The sequence below is a fragment of the Pedococcus sp. P2_E2 genome, assembly GCF_056403955.1.
On sequence record NZ_JBFUEM010000005.1, the window covers coordinates 96,940 to 120,119 of the forward strand.

Below are 23,180 nucleotides of genomic sequence, written 5' to 3' on the forward strand. Positions count from 1 at the left end.
CTGATGGATGCCGAGTGCGCGGTCACCGGACAGGACCGATGATGGGTCGGTGCCCTCCCTGACGCTGCCTCCTCCCCGCACCCCGGACCCGCGTGACGCGCCGACGCTCCGCTGGGGGATCCTCGCGCCTGGCGGCATCGCGCGTTCGTTCGCCAGCGCGCTGCAGGCCCGCACCGGACAACACCTCCAGGCTGTCGCGTCACGGAGCCTGCCGCGCGCGCAGGACTTCGCGGCCGACTTCGGCATCGACACGGCGCACGGGTCCTATGCAGACCTGGTCTCCGACCCGGACGTGGACGTCGTCTACGTCGCCTCACCGCACTCGGAGCACCGCACCCAGGCCTTGCTCGCCACCGGTGCCGGCAAGCCCGTGCTCGTCGAGAAGGCCTTCGCCCGCAATGCCACCGAGGCCCGTGACATCGTCGAGTCCGCCGGCGCCGCAGGCGTTTTCGCCATGGAGGCGATGTGGACCCGGTTCCTCCCCCACATCGACGTCGTGCGTCGCTGTCTCGAGGACGGGCTGCTCGGTGAGATCCACACCGTGCACGCAGACCACGGACAGGCGCTGTATCCCGACGGTCCGCAACGACTGGCCGACCCTGCCCTCGCCGGCGGAGCCCTGCTCGACCTGGGGATCTATCCGGTGTCGTTCGCCCACTTCGTGCTGGGGGACTTCGTCGACGTGACCGCGACAGGGGTGCTGACGGACAGCGGCGTCGACGCGCAGGCCGCCATCGGCGTCACGAGCGGCAGCGGGGCGATGGGTGTCCTCGGCACGACGATGGCGACCAGGACCCCGACGGTGGCAGCCGTCTGCGGCACCGAGGCGCGCCTCGAGATCAGTGGCCCGTTCTACGCGCCCAGCGCGGTCGTTCGGCTCGTGGCCAACGACGGCACCGAGCTCGACCGCTACGTCAACGAGGACACCGAGCACGGGCTGCACTTCGAGGCTGTCGAGGTGGCGCGCCGGGTCACGGCGGGCGAGGTGGAGTCACCTCTCATGCCGCACGCCGAGACGCTGCGGATCATGGACGCCCTGGACGACATACGGGCCCAGGTCGGGGTGCGCTACCCGGGCGAGTGAAGCCCGCGTCCACGAAGGCGACGTGTTGCCGCCTCGTGGTCACCGGAGCTGCGATTCGGGGTCCGGTGACGATCTGCGCGCAACAGGTCGCCACACCATCGGACTTGTTGCCGCCTCGTGGTCACTGGACCCCCAATTCGGGGTTCGGTGACGATCCGCGCGCAACAAGTCGCGGAGCTCCGGCGGGAAACTGCGTTCGGCGGCGGTGCGGTGGGTCGCCCTGACACCATGCATCAGTGGGGACTGGACCAGGGGCGAGAATGGGCCGAAAGACGGGTTGGGGCGGGTGCGCCCAGGTCGTGGGCGTCGTCATGGCCACGACTCTCGCGTCAGGGTGCACTCCGGAGGGAATGACGATCGAGAACGACACCGATCAGCGTCTTCAGATCCTGCTGACGGCCGACAGCAATGTGCTGGTCGCGGATCTCCTGCCCCACGACAGGCGCAACGTCCGCATCGAGCACGGGGACGCCGGCTGCACTCCTGATGCCGGGTTCTCGGCCTATCCAGCCAAGGGCCCGGACGAAATCACCCGGAGTCCTGCCATCGCCACCCTGGGGCGCGCGTGCCTAGGCGACACCTGGACGATCCGATAGCTCTGGCAGGACGGACTCTGCCAGGGAGACCAACTCGCTAGAAGGTCTCGCCCCGGCGCCACTGCATCTCCTGCAGCTCGAAGGAGTTGCCGTCGGGGTCGGCGAACTCCGCCCCCTTCACCCCACCGCCGAAGTCGTGGACCTCGCTGACCTCGACACCGCGGCGGACGAGGTCGGCCCGCGCCTCATCGATGTCCTGGACGACCAGGTGCAGTCCCCTGATGCTGCCCGGCTCTCCGCGATAGACGTCCAGCCCCGTCCCGAAGCCGATCGAGCAACCAGAGCCCGCTGCGGTCACCTGCACGATCCGGACACCCTCGGCGGGCTGCACGTCGACGTCCTTGATGAAGCCGAGCTTGCCGACGTAGAACTCGATGGCCCGCTCCACGTCCGCCACTGGCACGGGGACGAGCTCCAGCTTCATCTGCATGGGATCAGATCTCCTTCGGCTGTTCGGGTGCGCCAGACCATTCCACCAGGGGCAGGTATGCCGCGAGGTCGGCGCGGTGGCCGCTCACCCGGAGGGTGCCCGCCTCCCAGGCGCCGTCCCAGCTGAGCGCGCCGGTCGCGACCGCCAGCCAGGTCTGCGCGTCCGTCTCGACGACGTTGGGCGGGGTGCCGCGGGTGTGGGTGGTCCCCGCAATGCACTGCACCGCCCCGAAGGGTGGCACCCGCACCTCCACGCTTCGACCGGGCGCCACGACCGACAGCTCCTCCAGCGTGTAGCGCACCGCCGTCGCGAGGTCCGCCCGGGACGTCGACTCCGCCCCCGCCTGCCACGCGGCCACGGCGGCGCGGCCGTCGATGACGGGAACTCGGCGGCGCGGCGGCATACCGGCATCGTCGCACGAGGCGCCCGGGCGTCCGCGGTTGCGTGGAAGTAGCCGTTCGGCGGGCGAAGATGAGTACTTCTACCCATCGACGCTGTCAGACCACGGACGTACTGTTCCTTGCGGGGACACCCAGGGGAACGAACGGCCCGGACGCGTTGGGGGACGCGACCGGGCCGCTCGCGCGCCCCGAAGGGTCAGCCGCCGAAGACCGCTCGCAACGTGCCGGTGTGGGCCTCCCGCAGGTCGGCCAGGCTCACCTCGAAATTGCCCTGCACGTCGAGGCCGTCGGTCTCGTCGTCGACGACCCCGATCCGGGCGTGCACCTGTCCACGGGCGGTGCACATGTCCGTGAAGCGCACCTCCTCCGAGCGCGGCACCGAGACGATCACCCGGGCGGTGGACTCGCTGAAGAGCGCGGTGAAGGGGTCGATTCCGTCGCGCTCGCACACCGCGTCGAGCCAGATCCTGGCCCCGACGCCGTAGCGCATGGTCGCCTCGGCGAGCGCGATCGCCAGGCCACCGTCGGACAGGTCGTGGGCGGCGTCGACCAGGCCGTCGCGGCTGGCGTTGACCAAGATCTCGCCCAGCAGCTGCTCGGCCCCGAGGTCCACCGCGGGCGGGAGGCCACCCAGGTGGCCGTGCACGACGTGGGCCCACTCGCCGCCGGCCAGCTCGTTGCGGGTGCTGCCGAGCAGGTAGATGACCTGGCCGGGCGTCTTCCAACCCGACGGGGTGCGCCGCGACACGTCGTCCATGACGCCAAGGACGCCGATCACCGGCGTCGGGTGGATCGCCACGTCACCGGTCTGGTTGTAGAAGGAGACGTTGCCGCCGGTGACGGGGATGCCGAGGGTCTTGCAGCCCTCGGCGATGCCCTTGACGGCTTCGCGGAACTGCCACATCACGCCCGGGTCCTCCGGCGAGCCGAAGTTCAGGCAGTCGGTCACCGCCAGCGGGGTGGCGCCCGCCGTCGCGACGTTGCGGTAGGACTCAGCCAGCGCCAGCTGGGCTCCGACGTAGGGGTCGAGCTTGGCGAACCTGCCGTTGCAGTCGGTCGAGACGGCGACCCCGCGACCGGTCTCCTCGTCGACGCGGACGACACCCGCGTCGTCGGGCATCGCGAGCGCCGTGTTGCCGAGCACGTAGCGGTCGTACTGTTCGGTGACCCACGACTTGTCGCAGAGGTTCGGGGAGGCAAGCAGCGTGAGCAGGTCGGACTTGAGCCCGAGGCCGTCGACGGGGCGACCCAGGGTGTCGGTGCCGTTGGCCTGGAGGTCATCCAGGTATGCCGGCCGCTCCAGCGGGCGGTGGTAGGTCGGCCCTTCGTGGGCGACCGACCGCGGCGGCACGTCGACGATGACCTCGCCGTGCCAGGTGATGACGAGGTGCTCGCCGTCGGTGACCTCGCCGAGGACCGTGGCCTCGACGTCCCAGCGGTCCGTGATCGCCATGAACTCGTCGAGGTGCTCGGGTGCCACGACCGCCATCATGCGTTCCTGGCTCTCCGACATGAGGATCTCCTCAGGCCGGAGCGACGCGTCGCGCAGCGGCACGCGGTCGAGCTCGATCTGCATGCCGCCGTCACCGTTGGACGCGAGCTCACTGGTGGCACAGGAGAGGCCGGCGCCACCCAGGTCCTGGATGCCGTCGACGACGTGCGCGGCATAGAGGTCGAGGCAGCACTCGATGAGCACCTTCTCGGCGAACGGGTCGCCGACCTGGACCGCGGGGCGCTTGGTGGGGCCACCCTCGTCGAACGTCTCCGAGGCGAGGACCGAGACCCCGCCGATGCCGTCGCCGCCGGTCTTGGCGCCGAAGAGGATCACCTTGTTGCCGACACCGGAGGCCTTGGCAAGGTGGATGTCCTCGATGCGCATCGCGCCAACGCAGAGCGCGTTGACGAGCGGGTTGCCCTGGTAGCAGTCGTCGAACACGACCTCGCCGCCGATGTTGGGCAGGCCGATGCAGTTGCCGTAGCCACCGACTCCGGCGACGACCCCGGGCAGCACCCGCTGGGTGTCGGGGTGGTTGAGGTTGCCGAACCGCAGCGGGTCCATGATCGCGATCGGGCGGGCACCCATCGACATGATGTCGCGGATGATGCCGCCGACCCCGGTGGCCGCACCCTGGTAGGGCTCGACGTAGGACGGGTGGTTGTGCGACTCGACCTTGAAGGTCACCGCCCAGCCGTCGCCGATGTCGACGACGCCGGCGTTCTCGCCGATGCCGACGAGGAGCTTCTCGCGCATCTCGTCGGTGGTGTTCTCACCCCAGAGGGAGAAGTGCACCTTGGACGACTTGTAGGAGCAGTGCTCGCTCCACATCACCGAGTACATCGCGAGCTCGGCGCTGGTGGGACGACGGCCGACGATCTCGCGGATGCTGGCGTACTCGTCCTCCTTGAGACCGAGCTCTGCCCACGGCTGCTCGACCCCGGGGGTGTCGGCTGCGTGCGAGACGGTGTCGAGCGTGGGCTTGTGGGTCTGGACGGTCATGCGCTGGCCATTGCCTTCAGGACGGAGGTGAAGAACGGGAGCCCGTCGGTCGAGGGGCCGTAGCCCTCCTCGACCGCGTGCTCGGGGTGGGGCATGAGGCCCACGATGTTGCCGCGGTCGTTGGTGATGCCCGCGATCTTGCGGTACGAGCCGTTGGGGTTGTCACCGGCATACCGGAAGACGACGCGGCCCTCGCCCTCGAGCCGGTCGAGGGTGGCCTCGTCGGCGACGAAACCGCCCTCACCGTTCTTGAGGACGATCGTGATCTCCTGGCCGGCCTCGAAATCCGAGGTCCAGGCTGTCTGGTTGTTCTCGACGACGAGCCGCTGGTCGACGCAGTTGAACTTGCGGTGGTCGTTGCGGATCAGCGCGCCGGGCAGTAGGTGCGACTCGCACAGGACCTGGAACCCGTTGCAGATCCCGATCACCGGCAGCCCGCCCTGCGCGGCCGGGATGAGCGCGTCCATGACGGGCGCGAAGCGGGCGATCGCCCCGCACCGCAGGTAGTCGCCGTAGGAGAACCCGCCGGGCAGCACGACCGCGTCGACACCCTTGAGGTCGGCGTCGCCGTGCCAGAGGGTGATCGCCTCGGCACCGACGGCGCGCACGGCGCGGGCTGCGTCGCGGTCGTCGAGCGACCCCGGGAACGTGACGACCCCGACCTTCACTGGTCGGGGTCCTCGGCACGGACGCTGACGACGTCCTCGATCACGGGGTTGGACAGCAGCTTCTCAGCTGCCTCCGCGGCGGCCGCGAGGTGCTCGTCGGTGACCTCGCCGTCCACGGTGAGGACGAACCGCTTGCCCTGCCTCACGTCCGTGAACTGTTCGAAGCCGAGCCGGGGAAGAGCCCCGTTCACGGCTTGACCCTGGGGGTCGAGGATCTCTGGCTTCAGCATGACGTCAATGACGACGTGGCCCATTCGGGGGTCTCCTGGGTTGAGCACGGTGGCGCGGGGAAGGAAGCGACCGCAGTCTATCCGCGCCACGGCAGTGGGTATGCCGCACGGTCACCTCCCGGACGACAGGTCGGCGGTCCGCCCGGCACCCTTTTCATGCGCCCGGGCGAGCGGGACACTCGGATCATGTCGATGGCTCGTTGGTCGACCCTCATCGGCGCGTGGATGTACCGCCGGCTGAACGGTCGCGCCATGGGCGGGACCAAGGATGCCCCGGTGGTCATGCTGACCACGCCGGGCCGCCGCACCGGAGAGCCGCATTCGACCTGCGTGAGGGCGATTCCGAGGCCCGAGGGCTACTTGGTGTGGGGCGCCGCTTCCGGTAGCCCGAGGGACCCCGACTGGTTCCGGAACCTGCGGGTGGCGGGCGAGACGGATCTGCAGGTCCTTGGCGAACGCATGCGCGCATCGGCTCGCGAGCTGCGCGGCGAGGAGCGCGATCAGGCCTGGAACGGCGTCATCGTGGCCAGGCTCCCAGGAGTCGCGAAGTACGCGCGGAAGGCGGGGCGGACCATCCCCGTGGCCGTGCTCACGCCCGCCGGCTGAACTCCGCACAATGGAGGATGTCGTCCCGACGGCATCTCCGACACACTTCGAGGCGTGGAGCTGCTCGAACGAGCCACTTTCCTGGAGACCTTGGGCGAGTATGCCGATGAGGCGGCTCGCGGGCACGGCCGCCTCGTCCTGGTCGCCGGCGAGGCCGGCATCGGCAAGACCGCGCTGCTCGACACCTTCGCGGCGCAGCGGCCCGACCTGAGATGGCTGCGTGGGGCGTGCGACGGTGGTTTCACCCCTCGTCCGCTGGGCCCCTTGTTCGAGATCGCGACGGCGGACGGCGACGGCCTGCTCGACCAGTTCCGCACGGGAGCCGACCGGAACACCCTCTTCGCCACGTCGCTGGAGCGGCTCGGAGCGGCAGGCCGACCGACCGCGGTGGTGGTCGAGGACGTGCACTGGGCCGACGAAGCGACTCTCGACTGGCTGACCTACCTGGCGCGACGGCTCACGAGCATGTCGACGATGGTGCTGTTGACCTATCGCGACGAGGAGGTCGGCGCCGAGAGTCCGCCGCGCAGTGCGCTGGCATCCCTGGCCACGCAGCGCCCGACAAGGCGGATGACCCTCCCGCCGCTGACACCCGCAGCGGTTGCCGAGCTCGCGCGGTCGCAGGGGCGTGCGGACGCGGCTGCCATCTACCGGCTGAGCAGTGGCAACCCGTTCTACGTCGAGGAGCTCCTCAGCAACCCCAGCGACCACGTCCCGTCCTCCGTGAGCGACGTGGTCGCCGCCCGGACGGCACAGCTCACCGACGACGCGCGGCAGCTCGTGTGGGCGGCCGCCATCATCGGGCAGCCGGCCTCGGCCGCGACGATCGCCGGAGTGTCCGGACGCGAGCCCGCCCACCTCGACGAGTGCCTCGCCTCCGGTGGACTGGTACCGGCGGGCGGGCCGGGCGACCCCGTCCGCCTGTTCGCCTTCAGGCACGAGCTGGCTCGGCTCGCCGTCGAGGCCAACGTCCCCGCCTACCGCGCCACCCAGCTACACGCCGCGGCATACCGATGGTTTGGGGACCCCACGAAGAACAGGGACCCGGACCACGCGCGCCTCGCCCACCACGCGGATGCCGCCGGCCTGGTCGACGAGGCCTTCGCCGAGTCGACCGCGGCTGCTCGGGAGGCAGCCGCCCTGTCGTCCACCACCGAGGCGGTCGCGCAGTTCACTCGGGCCCTTCGGTATGCCGGGTCGGCCACTGACACCGAACGTGCGGAGCTGCACGAAGGCCTGGCTCACGCCCTCTCGCTCATGGACCGGTGGGAGGAGTCGCTGCCGCCACGCGAGCTGGCCGTCGCGTTCGCCCGCGCCAGCGGCGACCTGGAGCCGCTGTGCCGCAACCTGCGCGCCCTCGCCATCACGCGGTGGCGGCTCTGCGACGGCCAGGGCCATGCCGAGCTCGTCGAGCAGATCTTCTCGATGATGCGCGACGCCCCACTGTCGACGGAGAAGGTGATGGCTTACGGCTACAAGGCCGGCCTGCTGTCGGACACGGGTCGCGCCGACGAGGGGATGGCCATGGCCGAGCAGTGCCTTGCCATGGCACAGGAGCTCGGGTCGGACGAGATGTATGCCTCGACCCTCCAGAACCTCGGGTGGGACCGGATCAACCACGGCCTCGACGGCTGGGGCCAGATGGAGAAGGCGCTGGTCCTCGCCCGTGACGGTGGCTTCCAGCGGGACGCGGCCCGGGGTTACGCCAACCTCTACCAGGCGGCCGTCGACCACCTCCGTGTCGCCGAGTACGAGTGGGTCTACGAGGAGGGGGCGGCCTACAACCAGGACTGCGAGATGCCGACCTTCTGGTGGTGCCTGCTCGGGTCGAGGGTCACGGCCCTGGTGCGGATGGGCCGCCTGACGGAGGCCCTCGCCCTGTGCACCAGCATGCTGGCCGAACAGATCTCCCCGGTGAACCGGTTGCACGTCCTGATCGGCATGGGGCCCGCCCTCGCCCGGCTCGGCGACCCCCGGGCCACGCCCCGACTCGCCGAGTGCAGAGAGCTGGCCGACGCGAACGGCGAGCCCTACTGGCGGGCCTTCGCCGCCGTCGCCGTGCTCCAGCAAGCGTGGCTGTCCGGAGGCCCGGTCGGCGACGAGGCCTGGGTGCTCGACGTGTGGAAGGGAAGCGAGCACGAGGGGCCCTGGCCCCGGGCAGAGCTCGCCCTCTGGCTGGGGCGCACCGGGTTGCTCGAGGCAGCGCCCGCCGACGCGCCCGACCCCTATGCGGCCGAGTTCGCGGGAGACCCCCGACGCTCGGCCGCAACCTGGCAGGAGCTCGGGTGCCCCTTCGAGGCGGCGGCAGCGCTGATGGCCTCCGATGACGAGGACGACCTGCGCCGGGGGCTCGACCTGTTCACCTCGATCGGGTCGACGCCGGGCGCCACCCTGGCACGGCGACGGCTGAAGGAGGCCGGGGTGCGCGGCATACCCCGAGGGCCGCGGGCCGCGGCGACGGCGCACCCCAACGGGCTCACCGGCCGCGAGCAACAGGTGCTCGCCCTCGTGGGCGAGGGGCTCTCGAACCGCGAGGTGAGTGCCCGCCTGTTCATCTCCGAACGCACCGTCGACCACCACGTGGCGTCCGTCCTCGCCAAGCTCGGCGCAGCGTCGCGCACCGAGGCCGTGGCCAGGGCACGTGCGAACGGGGCCGGCGCCGCGGCATCACCCACGACGGAAATGGGCACCGTCGCCCCCGCAATCTAGGCACCGGTCACCGATGAGGAGCGGCCCCGCCGACTCCTACCTTTCGGGGAGAGGGACCACCGGGGTCCCGGACGAAAGGCGAGAACGATGCCACTGTTCATGGACGTGCACACGATCGACGGCGGGGTTGCCATCGGCGACGTCGCCCAGGCCCACATGGCCGACCTGCAGGAGCAGTCGAGCCACGACGTGCAGTACCTGCGCTACTGGGTCGACGAGTCGCAGGGCAAGATCTTCTGCCTCGTCGACGCACCCGACGCCGAGGCTGCCAACACCGTCCACCGCGAAGCGCACGGCCTGGTCGCCGACGAGATCTACGCGGTGCAGGAAGGCTCCTGAGGACCTGGCGCTGGCCTGAGGGCGGCCGGTAGGCCGCTCAGCCAGCCGTGAAGGTGCGTCCGGTGAGGCGTTCGTAGGCCTCGACGTACTTGGCACGCGTGCGCTCCACGACGTCGTCGGGCAGCCGGGGCGGGGCCTCGCCGGAGGCCGTGTCCCAGCCGCTGGCCGGGGAGATCAGCCACTCGCGGACGAACTCCTTGTCGAACGACGGCTGCGTGTGGCCAGGCTCCCACTGGTCGGCCGGCCAGAACCTCGACGAGTCCGGCGTCAGCACCTCGTCGGCCAGCACCAGGGAGTCACCCTCGAGACCGAACTCGACCTTGGTGTCAGCGATGAGGATGCCGCGATCGGCCGCGATCTCGTTGCCCCGCTTGAGGATCGCCACCGTCAGGTCCCTGGCCCGCGCCGCCAGGTCGGCTCCCAGCTCGCGCTCCACGGCGGCATACGGCATGGGTTGGTCGTGCTCGCCGACAGGCGCCTTGGTCGAGGGGGTGAAGACCGGTTCGGGGAGCCGCGACCCGTCGACCAGACCGTCCGGGAGCGCCACGCCGCTCACGTGGCCGTCGGTGACGTACTCGCGGAGGCCACCGCCGGTGAGGTAGGCCCGCGCGACGCACTCGACCGGGAGCATGTTCAGCCGCCTGACCAGGACCGCGCGACCGGCCACCTCGGCCGGGACGTCGGTCGAGACGACGTGGTTGGGCACCACGTCGGCGAGCTGCTCGAACCACCACAGCGACAGCTGGGTCAGCACCGCGCCCTTGTCGGGGATGGGGCTGTCGAGGATGAAGTCGAACGCCGAGAGCCGGTCGCTGGCCACGAGCAGGAGCAGGTCGTCACGCGGCTCGCCCGAGTCGTCCAGCGGGGCGTAGAGGTCGCGGACCTTGCCGGAGTAGACGTGGGCGTAGCCGGGGAGGGCGAGGGGCGCGGGCGCCGAGTCGGGCTGGGAGGACGTCATGGCCGACATCCTCCCAGCCGTAGCCCCGACGTGCTGCCGTCAGGTCGGCACGTGGACCCCAGTTCGACGTCACGTGACAACGGCAGCGCAACACGTGCCGGATTCCTCGCTTGACTTGAAGTCCACTTCAACTTCCAGACTCTTCGCCATGCCCACTGCGACCCACGACGCCACCACCAGGACCGCCACGCTGCGCGATCGCGCACACCTCCCGTTCGCCATCGGGGCGGTGGCGCTGGTGACGCTGGGCGCCTTCGAGAACCGCGCCACGATGACCGTGCTGCCCACGGTCGCTCGCGAGCTCGACGGGCTGTGGTTGTTCGGCGCGGCGAGTGCGGCACCCCTGGTGTCGTTCGTCGTCGCCACTGTCATCGCCGGGGCGTGGGCCGACCACCGTGGTCCGGTCCGTCCACTGCAGGCAGGCATGGCGGTGTTCGCCGCCTCGCAGGTCGCGATGGCGCTCGCGCCGGGAATGGTGGTCTTCGCGGTGGGTCGGTTCGGTTCCGGGATCGCCGAAGCGCTGATGGACGTCTCGTTGACCGTCCTGATGGCGCGAGCGCTGCCGGAGGAGCTGCGTGCCAAGGTCTTCGCGGCGTTCGCCGCAGCCTGGGTGCTGCCTTCGCTGCTGGGTCCACCGGTCGCCGGACTGCTGACGGAGGCCGTGTCGTGGCGCGCGGTCTTTGCCGTGGGGGTGGCGCTCCTCCCGCCGGCGTGGTTCCTCCTACGACCGTCCATGACGGCCGCCACCCCCCACGAGCGCGCCACCACCTGGACGACGCGGGAGCACCGCGCCGTGCGGGCCGCGGCGTTGGCGGCGGCAGGTCTGGCAGCCCTCACGGCAGGCGGGTCGCTGCTCGGCAGATCCGGACCCGTCCAGGTTCTCGGAGCCGGCCTCGTCCTCATCGGGGTCGCCTCCGCTGCCCCGGCCGTGCGCGCCGTCCTGCCGGCCGGGACGCTCAGGTTCGCCCACGGCATACCGGCGCTCGTCGCCCTCCGCGGGCTCGTGGCGGCTGCGTTCGGCACGGTCGGCGGCCTCCTGCCCCTCATGCTCACGACGATCCACGGCCTCGGCCCCGCGGCGGCGGGCGTCAGCCTCACCGTGACCGGGCTGTGCTGGGCGGCGGGCTCGCAGGTCCACGGGCTCGGCGCGGTCCAGCGTGTGGTCAGCCCGGTCAGACGCCTCCAGATCGGTTTCGGGCTCATCGCCGTCGGTGTCCTGGGCCCGGCCCTCACGAGCCTGGACGCGCTGCCCGTCGTCGCCGGCCTGGCGCTCTGGGGGGTGGCCGGGCTGGGCATGGGCGTGGTCTCACCGACGCTGTCCACGCAGCTGCTGCGCTTCGCTCCGATGCAGGACCAGGGCCGGATCACGGCGGCGTCCAGCCTCACCGCATCCGTGGCCCAGGCGGTCGGACTGGCCGTCGCCGGCGCCCTCATCGCGTGGCAGGCGCCCCACCTGCCCGGCTGGCTCTTCGCGTCGACGATGGCGGCCTGTGCGATGGTCGGCCTCGTCGGCTTCGTGGCGGCGCGCCGGCCCGGGTGATGCGTGAGGTTCAGCCGACGTGCAGCTCGTTGCGCTGGGCCGCGAGCGCGATGTCGGTGCGGTGGTGCGAACCCTCGAGCTCGATGTGGTCCACGGCTTCGTAGACGCGTTCGCGCGCCTGGGTGAGGCTCTCGCCCAGGGCGACCACGGACAGCACCCGTCCCCCCGCCGACACGAGCACCCCGTCCTCGTCGCGGGCCGTGCCCGCATGGAGCACGTATGCCGCGGGCACGTCAGCCGCGTCCTCGACGCCGCTCACGGGGTCGCCGGTCCGCGGGGTGTCCGGGTAGTTCTGGGACGCGACGACGACCGTGACGGCATGCTGCCGCGACCATGTGAGCGGGGCGATGTCGTCGAGCTGACCGGTGGCTGCAGCCTTCAGCAGTCCACCCAACGGGGTCTGCAGCCGAGCCAGCACGACCTGGGTCTCGGGGTCACCGAACCTGGCGTTGAACTCGATGACCCGTGGACCACGGGAGGTGATCGCCACCCCGATGTAGAGGACCCCGACGAACGGAGTGCCCCGGCGAGCCATCTCGTCGACGGTCGGCTGGGCCACGCGGCTGACCAGCTCGTCGACCATCGTGGCCGGCGCCCAGTCGAGCGGCGAGTAGGCGCCCATCCCACCGGTGTTGGGGCCCTGGTCGTCGTCACCGACCCGCTTGAAGTCCTGGGCGGGGGCCAGTGGGACGACGGTGCTGCCGTCGCAGAGGCAGAACAACGAGACCTCGGGACCGTCGAGGAACTCCTCGATGACCACGGTGCCGCCCTCCTTGGCCAGGCAGAGCTGCGCATGGGCCAACGCCTGGTCGCGGTCGTCGGTGACGACGACGCCCTTGCCGGCGGCCAGCCCGTCGTCCTTGACGACGTGCGGTGCGCCGAGTGCGTCGAGGGCGTCGGCGACCTCGTCGAGGGTGCCGCAGACCCGGGCCAGGGCCGTGGGCACGTCCGCTGCCGCCATGACCTCCTTGGCGAAGGACTTGCTGCCCTCCAGGCGTGCTGCCTCAGCGGAGGGTCCGAACACTGCGAAACCCTCATCGCGCACGGCATCGGCGACCCCGGCCACCAGGGGCGCTTCCGGGCCGATCACCACGAGGTCGACGCCGTGCCTGCGGGCGAGCGCCGCGATGCCCGGCCCGTCCAGCACGCCGCCCGGGAGGGCCTCACACAGGGCGATCGCGTCCATCCCCGGGTTTCCGGGGGCGACGATCACCGCTTCCACCTCCGGGTCGGCGCCCAGGGACTTGACGAGGGCGTGCTCGCGAGCACCGGAGCCGATGACGAGTACCTTCACGGCCCCCAGCGTAGAGAGTCGTCGCGAAAGTCGTCGTCAGCGGCCCGCCGGAGATGAGTGCGCGGCGTCCCGGGGAGGCAGGGGGGACATCTCCCGGGGACGCCGCGCAGCCGACGTGCGGTCGCCTGGCGGGGGAACCTGCAACCATGCACGTGGGTCGACGCTGTCGACTGACTCCAGAGTGGACCATGGTTGGGCCGGAGGTAAAGCCCAGAGGTGGCGGACTTGCGTCATTGACGGAATCTCGCCAGGCGACGAGCATGTGCCCCATGGTCGTCGAGAGCCAGTCAGCGGGGACCGTGGACGGGAGGGGCCAGGCGACCGACCGGCCGAAGGACCCGGAGATCGACGAGCGCGCGCTGGCGAGCAGGCTGGACCTCGCCGCGGACGACGACGAGGCCGAAGGCGTGATCACCCGGGTCTTCCTGGCCGCACTGCAGCATCCGGACCCCACCAAGGCGCTGCTGGTCGCCCAGGGCATGAAGGCTCCGTTGATCGACCACTCGCTCGAGGTCCTGGCGAGCCGCGGGCTGATCCGCGTCCACCCGGGCGACCGGATCGAGGTCATCCCGCCGGACATCTCCCTGCCTGCCCTTGCCCTCGACTACGAGCGTCGGGCGCGCGAAACCCGTTCTGCCGCACACGAGCTCGCGCAGGTGTTCTTCCAGGCGAGGTCGGCGTCCCGCACACCCGACGTGGGCACAGTGCGGATCCTGAACTCCATGGACGAGATCGCGGCGGTCACCGCGGAAGCCGTGGCCGCCGGCACCCGGCAGATCCGCAGCTTCCGGTCGCTGTCACCGCGCACGCGGGCGATCTTCGCCAGCCCGCTGCACAGCCACGAGGAGCCGACACGGGGCGTGAGCGGCAACCAGCTCGACTACACCACGGTCTACGACACGGAGGTCCTGGAGATCGACGGGGCGCTGGAGATCCTCGAGGCCCGCGAGCGCGGCGGCGAACGGTTCCGCCTGACGTCCTCGGTGCCGTTCTCCGCCGTGATCGTCGACGAGGCCGCGGCGATCGTCGACGTGAGTGCCTTCGACCCCTCGGGCTTCGGGTCGGCGCTCATCCGCGCCCGGTCGATGGTGCTGGCCCTGATCGCCTTGTCCGACCACCTCTGGGACCTCGGCTCGCCACTCGGCCTCGGCGGGATGGCCAACGAACGGCGCGACCAGATGATCCTTGCCCTCCTCGCGGCCGGGGCTCCCGACGCGACGATCGCGCGTCAGGCCGGGGTGTCCCAGCGCACCGTCGAGCGCCGAGTCCGGGCGCTGATGGACCAGCTCGGCGCCGGCACCCGGTTCCAGGCCGGCGTCCAGGCCGCCCGCCGCGGGATGATCTAGGCCTCGCCACCCTGTGAACTGGTGCACGGCGGGGCTCCTCGTGCTCGCTAGACTCGTGCGTTCTCCCCCGGGAGGAAGCACGTCGCACCACACCAAGCCGCACAACCAGAAAGCGTTGCACCGTGACGGGATCGGACCACTCGAGCGCGAAGGCGTCCAGCGCCGAGGTCGCCCGTGAGATCGCCATCGAGCAGGCCCATGTCGACCTGGTCTATGCCGAGCTCCTCAAGGCCCAGGCCCGGGCCGGCCTGGTCGAGGCCGATGGCCTGGCCCGCGGCCGGACCGACCGCACCGGCGACGTCCGCGACGAGGAGCTGACCGGGCTGTTCGAGCGGGATGCCTTGGTCTTCAATGCCGCCCGTCGCCGGTCCACGCTCGACACCCAGTACGAAGGCCTCGTCTTCGGGCGGCTCGACCTCGACCACGCACTGGCCCACGAGGCCAAGGAGCCGGACCGCGAGATCCGCTACATCGGCCGGCTCGGAGTCCGCGACGACGACTACGAGCCCCTCGTGATCGACTGGCGCGCGCCCGCAGCAGCCGCCTTCTACCGGGCCACGCCCGTCGAACCGATGGATGTCCTGCGCCGCCGGGTCCTGCGGTGCAAGGGCCCGGACGTGGTCGGCGTCGAGGACGACCTCATGGTGACCGATGCCCCCGACGACCTCGTGGTCGTCGGCGACGGCGCGCTCCTCGCAGCCCTCACCCGCAGCCGTGGTGCCCAGATGCGCGACATCGTGGCCACGATCCAGCGCCACCAGGACGAGGCGATCAGGGCCTCGGCGCGCGGCATCACCGAGATCACCGGCGGCCCGGGCACCGGCAAGACGGTCGTCGCCCTGCACCGCGCCGCCTACCTGCTCTACTCCGACCGCCGCCGGTTCGAGGCGGGCGGCATCCTGGTGGTGGGCCCCTCGTCCGCCTACACGGCATACATCGAGCGCGTGCTGCCCTCGCTCGGTGAGGAGTCGGTGACGCTGCGTTCGCTCGGGGACGTCGTCGACGGCATCACGGCGACCCGGCTGGACACGCCAGAGGTGGCCGCCATCAAGGGTTCCCTGCGCATCCGGCGGCTGCTGGCGCGCGCCTCGTCGGACGCACCCCCCGACGCGCCGCAGGCGTTCCGCGCCTTCGTCAACGGCAAGGCGGTCCGGGTCGACGCACCCGCGCTCGACCGGATCCGGGCGCAGGTGCTGCGCAACCACCAGCGCAACCTGTCGGCCAAGGCGGTCCAGAGCGCGCTCGCCGAGGCCGCCTGGGCGAGCGTCCGCGAGGGCGACCGGGCCGAGTTCATGGACCGGTTCGAGGACCACCTGGAGGTGGACGCGTTCCTCGCCGCCTGGTGGCCGCAGGTGGACCCCCGTGACGTGCTCCTGTGGCTCGCCGATCCCGAGCGCGCCCGCCAGCACGGTGCCGGTGTCCTGTCGCCGCACGAGTGCGACCTGTTCGCCGCCTCGATGCGCCACGCGCTGGAGGTCGGCACCTGGTCGGCCGCCGACGCCGCCCTCGTCGACGACCTCTCCGCCCGGCTGGGTCCCGTCCAGGACGGCCCTGCCGAGGAGCGCGGGTTCTACGAGATCGAGGAGTTCGAGGACGTCTCGCAGTTCGGTGTCGCCGAGGTGCGGGCGGGTCTGGACTCCCGCGCCGTCGGCACCAAGTCGTCACGCACCTCCCCGACCGACCCGCGTGAGCTGCTCCTCCAGGGCCGCATCGAGGGCCCCGGCGAGTACGCCCACGTCCTCGTCGACGAGGCGCAGGACCTGTCCCCGATGCAGTGGCGGATGCTCGGTCGCCGCGGCCGCTACTCGTCGTGGACCGTCGTCGGCGACGCTGCGCAGGCGTCGTGGCCCGACGCCGTGGAGGCAGGCCGTGCCCGCGAGGAAGCCTTCGGGTCACAGGAGCGTCGCCTCTTCCACATGGACACCAACTACCGCAACGCCCGCGAGATCTTCGACTACGCGGCGAAGGTGGTCCAGGCCCACGTGCCGGATGCCGACATCCCCCGAGCTGTCCGTGAGACCGGCTTCGACCCAGTCGACACGACCGTCGCCGACGGCGGCTGGGAGGCCGCTGCGACCTCGGCGGTCGAGGCGCTGCTCGACGAGGTGGAGGGCTCGATCGCGGTCATCACCCCGACCAGGTATGCCGCGTCGCTGGCCGGGCTGGGCGCCCTCAGCGACCGGGTCGGCGTCATCGACCCCATGTCGACCAAGGGTCTGGAGTACGACGCGACGGTCATCGTCGACCCCGAGGAGATCGCGGCCGAGTCCCCGGGGGGAGTGCGCGTCCTCTACGTCGCCCTCACCCGCGCCGCGCACCGGATGACGGTGTTGCGCCCCGCCTGACCCACACCTGACCTCGGCGCGGGTCCCGCACAACGTGCCCGGAGGGTTTGGCGGGACGAACCAGTGAGCTCAGGCGCCGAGCAGGGAGTGGCGACTGATGATCTCGTCGCGACCCGGGCCCACGCCGATGGCGGAGACCCGAGCGCCGATGAGCTCCTCGAGCCGCAGGACGTAGGCCTGGGCGTTCGCCGGCAGGTCCTCGAACGTCCGGCACTTTGTCAGGTCCTCCCACCACCCGGGGAGGTCCTCGTAGATCGGCTTGGCGTGGTGGAAGTCGGTCTGGTTGACCGGCATGTCGTCGTGCCTGACCCCGTCGACGTCGTAGGCCACGCACACCGGGATGGTGTCCAGACCCGTCAGCACGTCCAGCTTGGTGATGACGAAGTCGGTGACCCCGTTGATCCGCGTGGCGTAGCGACCGACCACGGTGTCCACCCATCCGCAGCGGCGCGGGCGGCCGGTGGTCGTGCCGAACTCGGCGCCGGTCTTGCGCAGGAACTCGCCGTTGGCGTCGAACAGCTCGGTCGGGAAGGGGCCCTCACCCACTCGCGTCGAGTAGGCCTTGAGGATCGCGATCACGGTGTTGACCCGAGTCGGCGGGATGCCGGAGCCGGTGCAGGCGCCACCAGCCGTCGCGCTGGACGACGTGACGAAGGGGTAGGTCCCGTGGTCGACGTCGAGCAGGGTCGCCTGCCCGGCCTCCAGCAGCACGGTCTTGCCCTCGTTGAGTGCCTGCTCGAGCACCAGGGAGGTGTCGGCGACCATGGGACGCAACCGCTCGGCATACCCGAGGAGCTCCTCCATCACCTCGTCGACCTCGACCGCACGGCGGTTGTAGATCTTGGCGAGGATCTGGTTCTTGAGGGCCAGCGCCGCCTCGACCTTCTGGCGCAGGATCTTCTCGTCGAACAGGTCCTGCACACGGATGCCGTTGCGCGCCATCTTGTCGGCATAGGTCGGGCCGATGCCGCGGCCGGTCGTGCCGATCTTGCGCGACCCGAGGAAGCGCTCGGTGACCTTGTCGAGCACCCGGTTGTAGGGGGCGATGATGTGGGCGTTCGCGCTGACCAGCAGTCGTGAGGTGTCGACTCCTCGCGCTTCGAGGCCGTCGATCTCCTCGAAGAGCACCGCGAGGTCCACGACGACCCCGTTGCCGATGATCGGGGTGCAGGTCCGGGTGAGGATGCCCGACGGGAGTAGGTGGAGGGCGTACTTCTCTCGCTTGCCGTCCTTCTCGATCACGATGGTGTGGCCTGCATTGTTGCCACCGTTGAACTTCACGACGTAGTCGACGTCGCTGCCCATCAGGTCGGTGGCCTTGCCCTTGCCCTCGTCGCCCCACTGAGCGCCCACGAGCACGATTGCCGGCATACCGCACCTCTCCATGTCTGCGTCGGTGACGGAGTCGGTCACCGTGGTCATGCAGCAGGCCCCGTGGTGTTCGCACGGGGCCCGTACCGGGAAAGGCTACCGTTCCACCGTCTCGCGAGGGGAGCCGAGTTCACCGCTGGCCGCCGCCTGCCCGAGCTGGAACCTGGTCTGCACGCCGTGTCGAGCCATCAGCGAGGCCACCCGTCGGCGAACGGTCCGCAGGCTGCACCCGAGGTAGCGGGCGATCGACTCGTCCTTCAGACCGAGTCCGAGCAGCTTCACGAGGCGCAGGTCCTCGTCGTCCTGGTCATCGTGAGGCACGACCGGCAGGGCCAGGTCGAACGCGCGGTCGAACAGCTGTGTGAAGGCCGCGATGAGCATCGGGTCACGGACCATGACGTAGTCGCTGTCGGGGTTGCCCCACTCGGACACGGCCACGAGCGAGTGCTGGTCGAAGATGGAGAACTCGCTCGGCGGTGACAGTGACAGCCGCTGCTCCTCGCCTGCCGCTGCGAAGGACTGCACCCAGGCGCGGCCGTCCTCGCCGCCCACGATGTCCATCGGATAGATCGTCCGCTGGCGGAACCGGCCTTGCGTCAGCAGGTCCTGGTTGAGCCGGTAGTTCTCCTGCACGACACCGGCCCCCACGTCGACGCTCATCGTGCTGACCCGGGACAAGCCGGTGGTGTTCTGCAGCAGGTAGCGCAGCATCGGGGCCGCCATGTCGGCGGCGAGCGGTTCGACGACGCTGTGCCGCGCGTGCTGGGCGGCCGCGCCGCCCGCCGAGAGCTGGAAGAGGGCGTAGCGGACCTCGGCGAGCTCGGCCCGGCGCGCCTCCAGCTCTCGCTCGCCACGTTCGAGGACGCCGAACAGACGCTCCATGGGTTCGGTGAGCATGCGTTCCACGTCGCGAGACAAGGCATCGCCGCTGGTCAAGACGCCTCCCACACGGTAGTGACATCCTCTGTCCTTTGGCAGCATAGTGCCACCTCGGGCGCCCCTCGTATGTGCACAATGACCGAGCGCTGCTCGTCAGGCGGCAGGGGACGACATTGACGAGTTGCCACCCGCGGGCTCCGGTCCGCGGCAGGGGGCGACGCCGGGGGACGGGATCTGGGAAATCGGGTCCGGTCCCCCGGCGTCACTGCTTCTCGTGGGTGCGGGAGCCCGCCGGCCTGGCGCCGTCGAGAGGACGGCCCGACCTGCTCAGAGACCGAGCTCGCGCGCCCCCGTCATGGAGGAGTCGCGCAGGAACTGCGCACAGCGCAGTTCCTCTTCGGTCTCGCCGATCGCTCCGGCGGCCCTGGACAGGGCGGCCAGCGCGCGAAGGAAACCGCGGTTGGGCTCGTGCTCCCACGGCACCGGACCCTGACCGCGCCAGCCGTTCTTGCGCAGCGAGTCCAGGGCGCGGTGGTAGCCGGTGCGTGCGTAGGCGTAGCCCTCGACGGTGCGACCGTCCGCCAGCGCGTGCTCGGCCAGCGTGGCCCAGGCCAGCGACGAGGTCGGGTATGCCGCGGCCACCTGGTCCGCGGCGACGCCCTCCTCGAGCTTGGCCGCAGCGGGGTCGACGGGCAGCCGGGTCTCGGGGATGCCGAGGAGGTTGTCGCTCATGCGTGGGTGCCGGCCGAGCGCAGGTTCTCGCAGGCCTCGACGACGCGGGCTGCCATGCCGGCCTCGGCCTCCTTGCCCCAGGCGCGCGGGTCGTACTGCTTCTTGTTGCCGACCTCGCCGTCGATCTTGAAGACGCCCGAGTAGTTGCTGAGCATGTAACCGGCGACGGGACGCGTGAAGGCGTACTGGGTGTCGGTGTCGACGTTCATCTTGACGACGCCGTAGTCCACCGCAGCCGCGATCTCCTCAGGCGTCGAGCCGGACCCACCGTGGAAGACGAGGTCGAACGGCTTGGCATCCGCAGCCAGTCCCTTGGCCGAGACGACGGCGTCCTGGGCTGCCTTGAGGATCTCGGGGCGGAGCTTGACGTTGCCCGGCTTGTAGACGCCGTGGACGTTGCCGAAGGTCAGCGCGGTGAGGTAGCGACCCTGCTCGCCCAGGCCCAGCGCCTCGACGGTCGCGAGCGCGTCCTCGGGGGTCGAGTAGAGCTTGTCGTCGATCTTGCCCTCGACGCCGTCCTCCTCGCCGCCGACGACGCCCACCTCGATCTCGAGGATGATGTGGGCCGCCTTGGCGAGGCCCAGCAGCTCGCGGGCGATCTCGAGGTTCTCGTCGAGCGGCACGGCGGAGCCGTCCCACATGTGCGACTGGAACCACGGCGTGCCACCGGCATTCACGCGCTCGGCGGAGGCCGCCAGCAGCGGGCGGACGAAGCCGTCGAGCTTGTCCTTGGGGCAGTGGTCCGTGTGCAGCGCGATGTTGACGTCGTACTTCTTGGCGACCTCGTGGGCGTAGGCCGCGAGCGCGATGGATCCGGTCACCATGTCCTTGACGGTCGGGCCGGAGAGGTACTCGGCGCCACCCGTCGACACCTGGACGATGCCGTCGCTGCCGGCCTCCGCAAAGCCGCGGATCGCCGCGTTCAGCGTCTGCGAGGACGAGATGTTGATCGCGGGGTACGCGAAGGAGCCGGCCTTCGCGCGGTCCAGCATGTCGGCATACACCTCGGGGGTGGCGATGGGCATGGAAGTCTCCTTCGACTCGTGCGTGGGGGCGGCCTTGCGTCGTCGCCGATCTTTGCACGACCCGCGCGGAGGCGGACACCCGTGTCTCAGGCTGGTGGGTCGGTCCGGCGCCCCGCCCCTGGCTCAGTCCCCGCTGATGCCCAGGGCGGCCAGCCGCTCGCGGAGCAGGGCGCGTTCAGCTTCGTTGCCGCAGCGCTCGATGGCGACGGCGTATGCCGCTGCCGCGCCTTCGCGGTCGCCCGCGCGGGTGAGCAGCTCGGCCCGCACCGCAGGCAGGCGGTGGCTGTGCGCGAGCAGGTCGTCGAGTCCCGCGAGGGCGGCCAGCCCCTCCCGCGGTCCGCGCGCCTCGGCGACGGCCACGGCGCGGGCCAGCCGCGCGCTCGGGGTGGGCGTCAGCACCAGGAGCTCGTCGTAGAGGGCGACGACCCGATCCCACGGCGTCGCGGAGGCAGTGGGTGCGGTGGCGTGCTCGACCGCGATCCGCGCCTGCACGGCATACCCGGCGGCTTGGAGGGTGATCGGGCCGGTGAGGCTCGGCGAGGCGAGCAGCTCCACCGCCTCGTCGACCTCGTCGAGGTGCCAGCGCGACCGGTCCTGGTCGGGCAGCAGCACGATGCGGCCCGTCTCGTCGACGCGCGCGTCGCGACGCGAGTGCTGCAGCAGCATCAGGGCGAGGAGGGCCACCAGTACTGGCGTCTCGGGGCGCAGGGCGAGTACGACGCGGACCAGCCGGATCGCCTCGCCGGCGAGGCCGGTGCGCACCGCGTCCGGGCCGGAGCCGGGGGCGTAGCCGGCCGTGAACGCGAGGTAGGCGGTCTGGGCCACGGTGTCGAGCCGGTCGGGCAGCGCCTCCGCGGAAGGGACCGCGAAGGGGATACCTGCCGTGACGATCTTGCGCTTGGCGCGGGTGATCCGGGCCGCCATGGTCGGCTCCGGCACGAGGAACAGGCGGGCGATGTCGGCGGTGCTCACGCCGAGCACCAGGCGCAGCGAGAGGGCGCTCGCCGTGGCGGGGTCGAGCGCGGGGTGGGTGCACATGAGGACCAGCCGCAGGAGGTCGTCCTCGACGAGGTCGCCGGGGTCTGCGCGCACGGGCGATCCCTCCTCGCGTTCGGCCTCGATGATCAGCAGTGGCACCTTGCGGTGGGCCATCGACTCGGCGCGCAGCCGGTCCAGGACGCGGCGCCTGGCCGCCGTGTGGAGCCAGGCCGCCGGGTTGTCGGGTGCGCCGTCGCGGGTCCAGCGCCGCGTCGCGGTCTCGACAGCGTCGGCGAGCGCGTCCTCGACGAGGTCGAGTCGGCGGAAGCGGGCGAGGAGCAGGGACGTGAGCCGTCCCCACTCCTCCCGCACCACGGTGGCCAGCACCTCGGCCGGGTCCTCGGCCGACCCGCCGACCTCGTCGGAGCTCACCGGCTCTCGTAGCCCTCCACGCCGACCACGGAACGGATCTCGAGGGTGTAGTCCCGCGGCAGCAGCCGAGCGGCAGCGATGGCGGCGTCGAGGTCGGGCAGCTCGACGTCGTAGTAGCCGCCGATCTGCTCGGCGAGCTCGACGAAGGGTCCGTCGGTGACGACGTCCGATCCGCCGCCGTCACGCCGGATCGTCGTCGCCAGGTCGGCATCGCTCAACGCCGCGCTGCCGAGTCGCCGTCCGTGCTCGTCGACGAACCGCTCGAAGGCGTGGTGGGCATCGAAGTACTCCTGCCGCACCTCCTCGCCGGCCTCGGCCCAGCGGCCGGGCTCGTAGGCGATGAGGACGACGTACCTCACGACCCGCGGTCCTCGGGCTTGACCACCCGCCGCACCTCGATGCCGTCCCCGACGGCGGCGATGATCTGACAGCACTCCAACAGGTCGTCGAGGTCGTCGGTCTCGATCTGGTAGAAGCCGCCGACCTGCTCCGTCACCTCGGCAAAGGGGCCGTCGGTGACCGGGCCGCCGCCACGCGGGATGCGACGCCCCTCGGAGGTCGCGTGCAGCTCCGCTCCACCAACGATCTTGTGACCACGCCGGCCCAGCTCTTCCCCGAACCGGGTGTACTCGGCATACCCGGCCTGGCGTCGCTCCGGGCTCATGGTGGTCCACCAGCGGTCGGCATCACCGACGATGAGGACGACGTACTCGGTCATGA

22 protein-coding genes are annotated in these 23,180 nt (G+C 71.0%); 8 read left to right on the forward strand and 14 right to left on the reverse strand.

Features of this window, described 5'->3' with window-relative positions:
• Positions 1-49: 49 nt before the first annotated feature.
• Entirely contained in the window at positions 50-1,084 is a 1,035-nt protein-coding gene (locus AC1DWR_RS11780; protein ID WP_477624485.1) for a Gfo/Idh/MocA family protein, read from the forward strand.
• Positions 1,085-1,434: 350 nt separating this feature from the next.
• Positions 1,435-1,680 carry a hypothetical protein gene (locus AC1DWR_RS11785; RefSeq protein ID WP_477614049.1) on the forward strand — a complete coding sequence of 82 codons (246 nt, stop codon included), beginning with the start codon at positions 1,435-1,437 and terminating at the stop codon, positions 1,678-1,680.
• Between the two features lie 37 nt (positions 1,681-1,717).
• On the opposite strand, the gene AC1DWR_RS11790 is transcribed toward AC1DWR_RS11785, so the two are convergent.
• The 5 genes from AC1DWR_RS11790 to purS form a co-directional block, all read right to left on the reverse strand.
• Positions 1,718-2,110: a VOC family protein gene (locus AC1DWR_RS11790; RefSeq protein ID WP_477614050.1), complete on the reverse strand. Its 393-nt coding sequence runs from the start codon at positions 2,108-2,110 to the stop codon at positions 1,718-1,720.
• 4 nt (positions 2,111-2,114) lie between these two features.
• Positions 2,115-2,513, reverse strand: coding sequence for a sterol carrier family protein (locus AC1DWR_RS11795; protein ID WP_477614051.1), 399 nt, complete (start codon positions 2,511-2,513; stop codon positions 2,115-2,117).
• A 194-nt stretch (positions 2,514-2,707) separates the two neighbouring features.
• Positions 2,708-5,008: a phosphoribosylformylglycinamidine synthase subunit PurL gene (gene purL, locus AC1DWR_RS11800; protein ID WP_477624486.1), complete on the reverse strand. Its 2,301-nt coding sequence runs from the start codon at positions 5,006-5,008 to the stop codon at positions 2,708-2,710.
• On the reverse strand, positions 5,005-5,676 hold the full coding sequence (gene purQ, locus AC1DWR_RS11805) for a phosphoribosylformylglycinamidine synthase subunit PurQ (RefSeq protein ID WP_477614053.1): 672 nt from the start codon (positions 5,674-5,676) through the stop codon (positions 5,005-5,007). Before purQ ends, purL begins: the two co-directional genes overlap by 4 nt.
• A complete protein-coding gene (purS, locus tag AC1DWR_RS11810) occupies positions 5,673-5,930 on the reverse strand; it encodes a phosphoribosylformylglycinamidine synthase subunit PurS (protein ID WP_477614054.1) in 258 nt (85 codons plus the stop codon). Before purS ends, purQ begins: the two co-directional genes overlap by 4 nt.
• A gap of 162 nt (positions 5,931-6,092) precedes the next feature.
• Here purS and AC1DWR_RS11815 point away from each other — a divergent pair, with 162 nt between their 5' ends.
• From AC1DWR_RS11815 to AC1DWR_RS11825, 3 genes are all read left to right on the forward strand, one after another.
• Entirely contained in the window at positions 6,093-6,512 is a 420-nt protein-coding gene (locus AC1DWR_RS11815; protein ID WP_477624487.1) for a nitroreductase/quinone reductase family protein, read from the forward strand.
• Positions 6,513-6,566: 54 nt separating this feature from the next.
• Positions 6,567-9,221, forward strand: coding sequence for an ATP-binding protein (locus AC1DWR_RS11820; RefSeq protein ID WP_477624488.1), 2,655 nt, complete (start codon positions 6,567-6,569; stop codon positions 9,219-9,221).
• Between the two features lie 87 nt (positions 9,222-9,308).
• A complete protein-coding gene (locus tag AC1DWR_RS11825; protein ID WP_477614057.1) occupies positions 9,309-9,560 on the forward strand; it encodes a DUF4242 domain-containing protein in 252 nt (83 codons plus the stop codon).
• A 37-nt stretch (positions 9,561-9,597) separates the two neighbouring features.
• On the opposite strand, the gene AC1DWR_RS11830 is transcribed toward AC1DWR_RS11825, so the two are convergent.
• Positions 9,598-10,518: a phosphoribosylaminoimidazolesuccinocarboxamide synthase gene (locus tag AC1DWR_RS11830; RefSeq protein WP_477624489.1), complete on the reverse strand. Its 921-nt coding sequence runs from the start codon at positions 10,516-10,518 to the stop codon at positions 9,598-9,600.
• Between the two features lie 148 nt (positions 10,519-10,666).
• Here AC1DWR_RS11830 and AC1DWR_RS11835 point away from each other — a divergent pair, with 148 nt between their 5' ends.
• Positions 10,667-12,058, forward strand: a complete 1,392-nt coding sequence (locus tag AC1DWR_RS11835; protein ID WP_477624490.1) for an MFS transporter — start codon at positions 10,667-10,669, stop codon at positions 12,056-12,058.
• Between the two features lie 10 nt (positions 12,059-12,068).
• Here AC1DWR_RS11835 and purD read toward each other — a convergent pair whose 3' ends face one another.
• A complete protein-coding gene (gene purD / locus AC1DWR_RS11840; protein WP_477614060.1) occupies positions 12,069-13,352 on the reverse strand; it encodes a phosphoribosylamine--glycine ligase in 1,284 nt (427 codons plus the stop codon).
• Between the two features lie 269 nt (positions 13,353-13,621).
• Here purD and AC1DWR_RS11845 point away from each other — a divergent pair, with 269 nt between their 5' ends.
• Entirely contained in the window at positions 13,622-14,698 is a 1,077-nt protein-coding gene (locus AC1DWR_RS11845; RefSeq protein ID WP_477624491.1) for a helix-turn-helix transcriptional regulator, read from the forward strand.
• 122 nt (positions 14,699-14,820) lie between these two features.
• Positions 14,821-17,043 (forward strand): HelD family protein, encoded by a 2,223-nt coding sequence (locus AC1DWR_RS11850; protein WP_477624492.1) that lies wholly within the window; start codon positions 14,821-14,823, stop codon positions 17,041-17,043.
• 69 nt (positions 17,044-17,112) lie between these two features.
• On the opposite strand, the gene AC1DWR_RS11855 is transcribed toward AC1DWR_RS11850, so the two are convergent.
• The 7 genes from AC1DWR_RS11855 to AC1DWR_RS11885 all read right to left on the reverse strand — a co-directional run bounded on the left by AC1DWR_RS11855 (position 17,113) and on the right by AC1DWR_RS11885 (position 23,178).
• Entirely contained in the window at positions 17,113-18,414 is a 1,302-nt protein-coding gene (locus tag AC1DWR_RS11855) for an adenylosuccinate synthase (RefSeq protein ID WP_477624621.1), read from the reverse strand.
• A gap of 96 nt (positions 18,415-18,510) precedes the next feature.
• The gene (locus AC1DWR_RS11860) at positions 18,511-19,311 is read right to left on the reverse strand and encodes a hypothetical protein (protein WP_477624493.1); all 801 of its coding nucleotides are present in this window, start codon (positions 19,309-19,311) and stop codon (positions 18,511-18,513) included.
• A 309-nt stretch (positions 19,312-19,620) separates the two neighbouring features.
• Positions 19,621-20,025: a DUF3151 domain-containing protein gene (locus AC1DWR_RS11865; protein WP_477614064.1), complete on the reverse strand. Its 405-nt coding sequence runs from the start codon at positions 20,023-20,025 to the stop codon at positions 19,621-19,623.
• The gene (gene fbaA, locus AC1DWR_RS11870) at positions 20,022-21,050 is read right to left on the reverse strand and encodes a class II fructose-bisphosphate aldolase (protein ID WP_477614065.1); all 1,029 of its coding nucleotides are present in this window, start codon (positions 21,048-21,050) and stop codon (positions 20,022-20,024) included. The genes AC1DWR_RS11865 and fbaA overlap by 4 nt, the downstream gene beginning before the upstream one ends.
• A gap of 123 nt (positions 21,051-21,173) precedes the next feature.
• Entirely contained in the window at positions 21,174-22,460 is a 1,287-nt protein-coding gene (locus AC1DWR_RS11875; protein ID WP_477624494.1) for an RNA polymerase sigma factor, read from the reverse strand.
• Positions 22,457-22,819: a YciI family protein gene (locus AC1DWR_RS11880; RefSeq protein ID WP_477624495.1), complete on the reverse strand. Its 363-nt coding sequence runs from the start codon at positions 22,817-22,819 to the stop codon at positions 22,457-22,459. Before AC1DWR_RS11880 ends, AC1DWR_RS11875 begins: the two co-directional genes overlap by 4 nt.
• Positions 22,816-23,178 (reverse strand): YciI family protein, encoded by a 363-nt coding sequence (locus AC1DWR_RS11885; RefSeq protein WP_477614068.1) that lies wholly within the window; start codon positions 23,176-23,178, stop codon positions 22,816-22,818. The genes AC1DWR_RS11880 and AC1DWR_RS11885 overlap by 4 nt, the downstream gene beginning before the upstream one ends.
• Positions 23,179-23,180 lie beyond the last annotated feature (2 nt).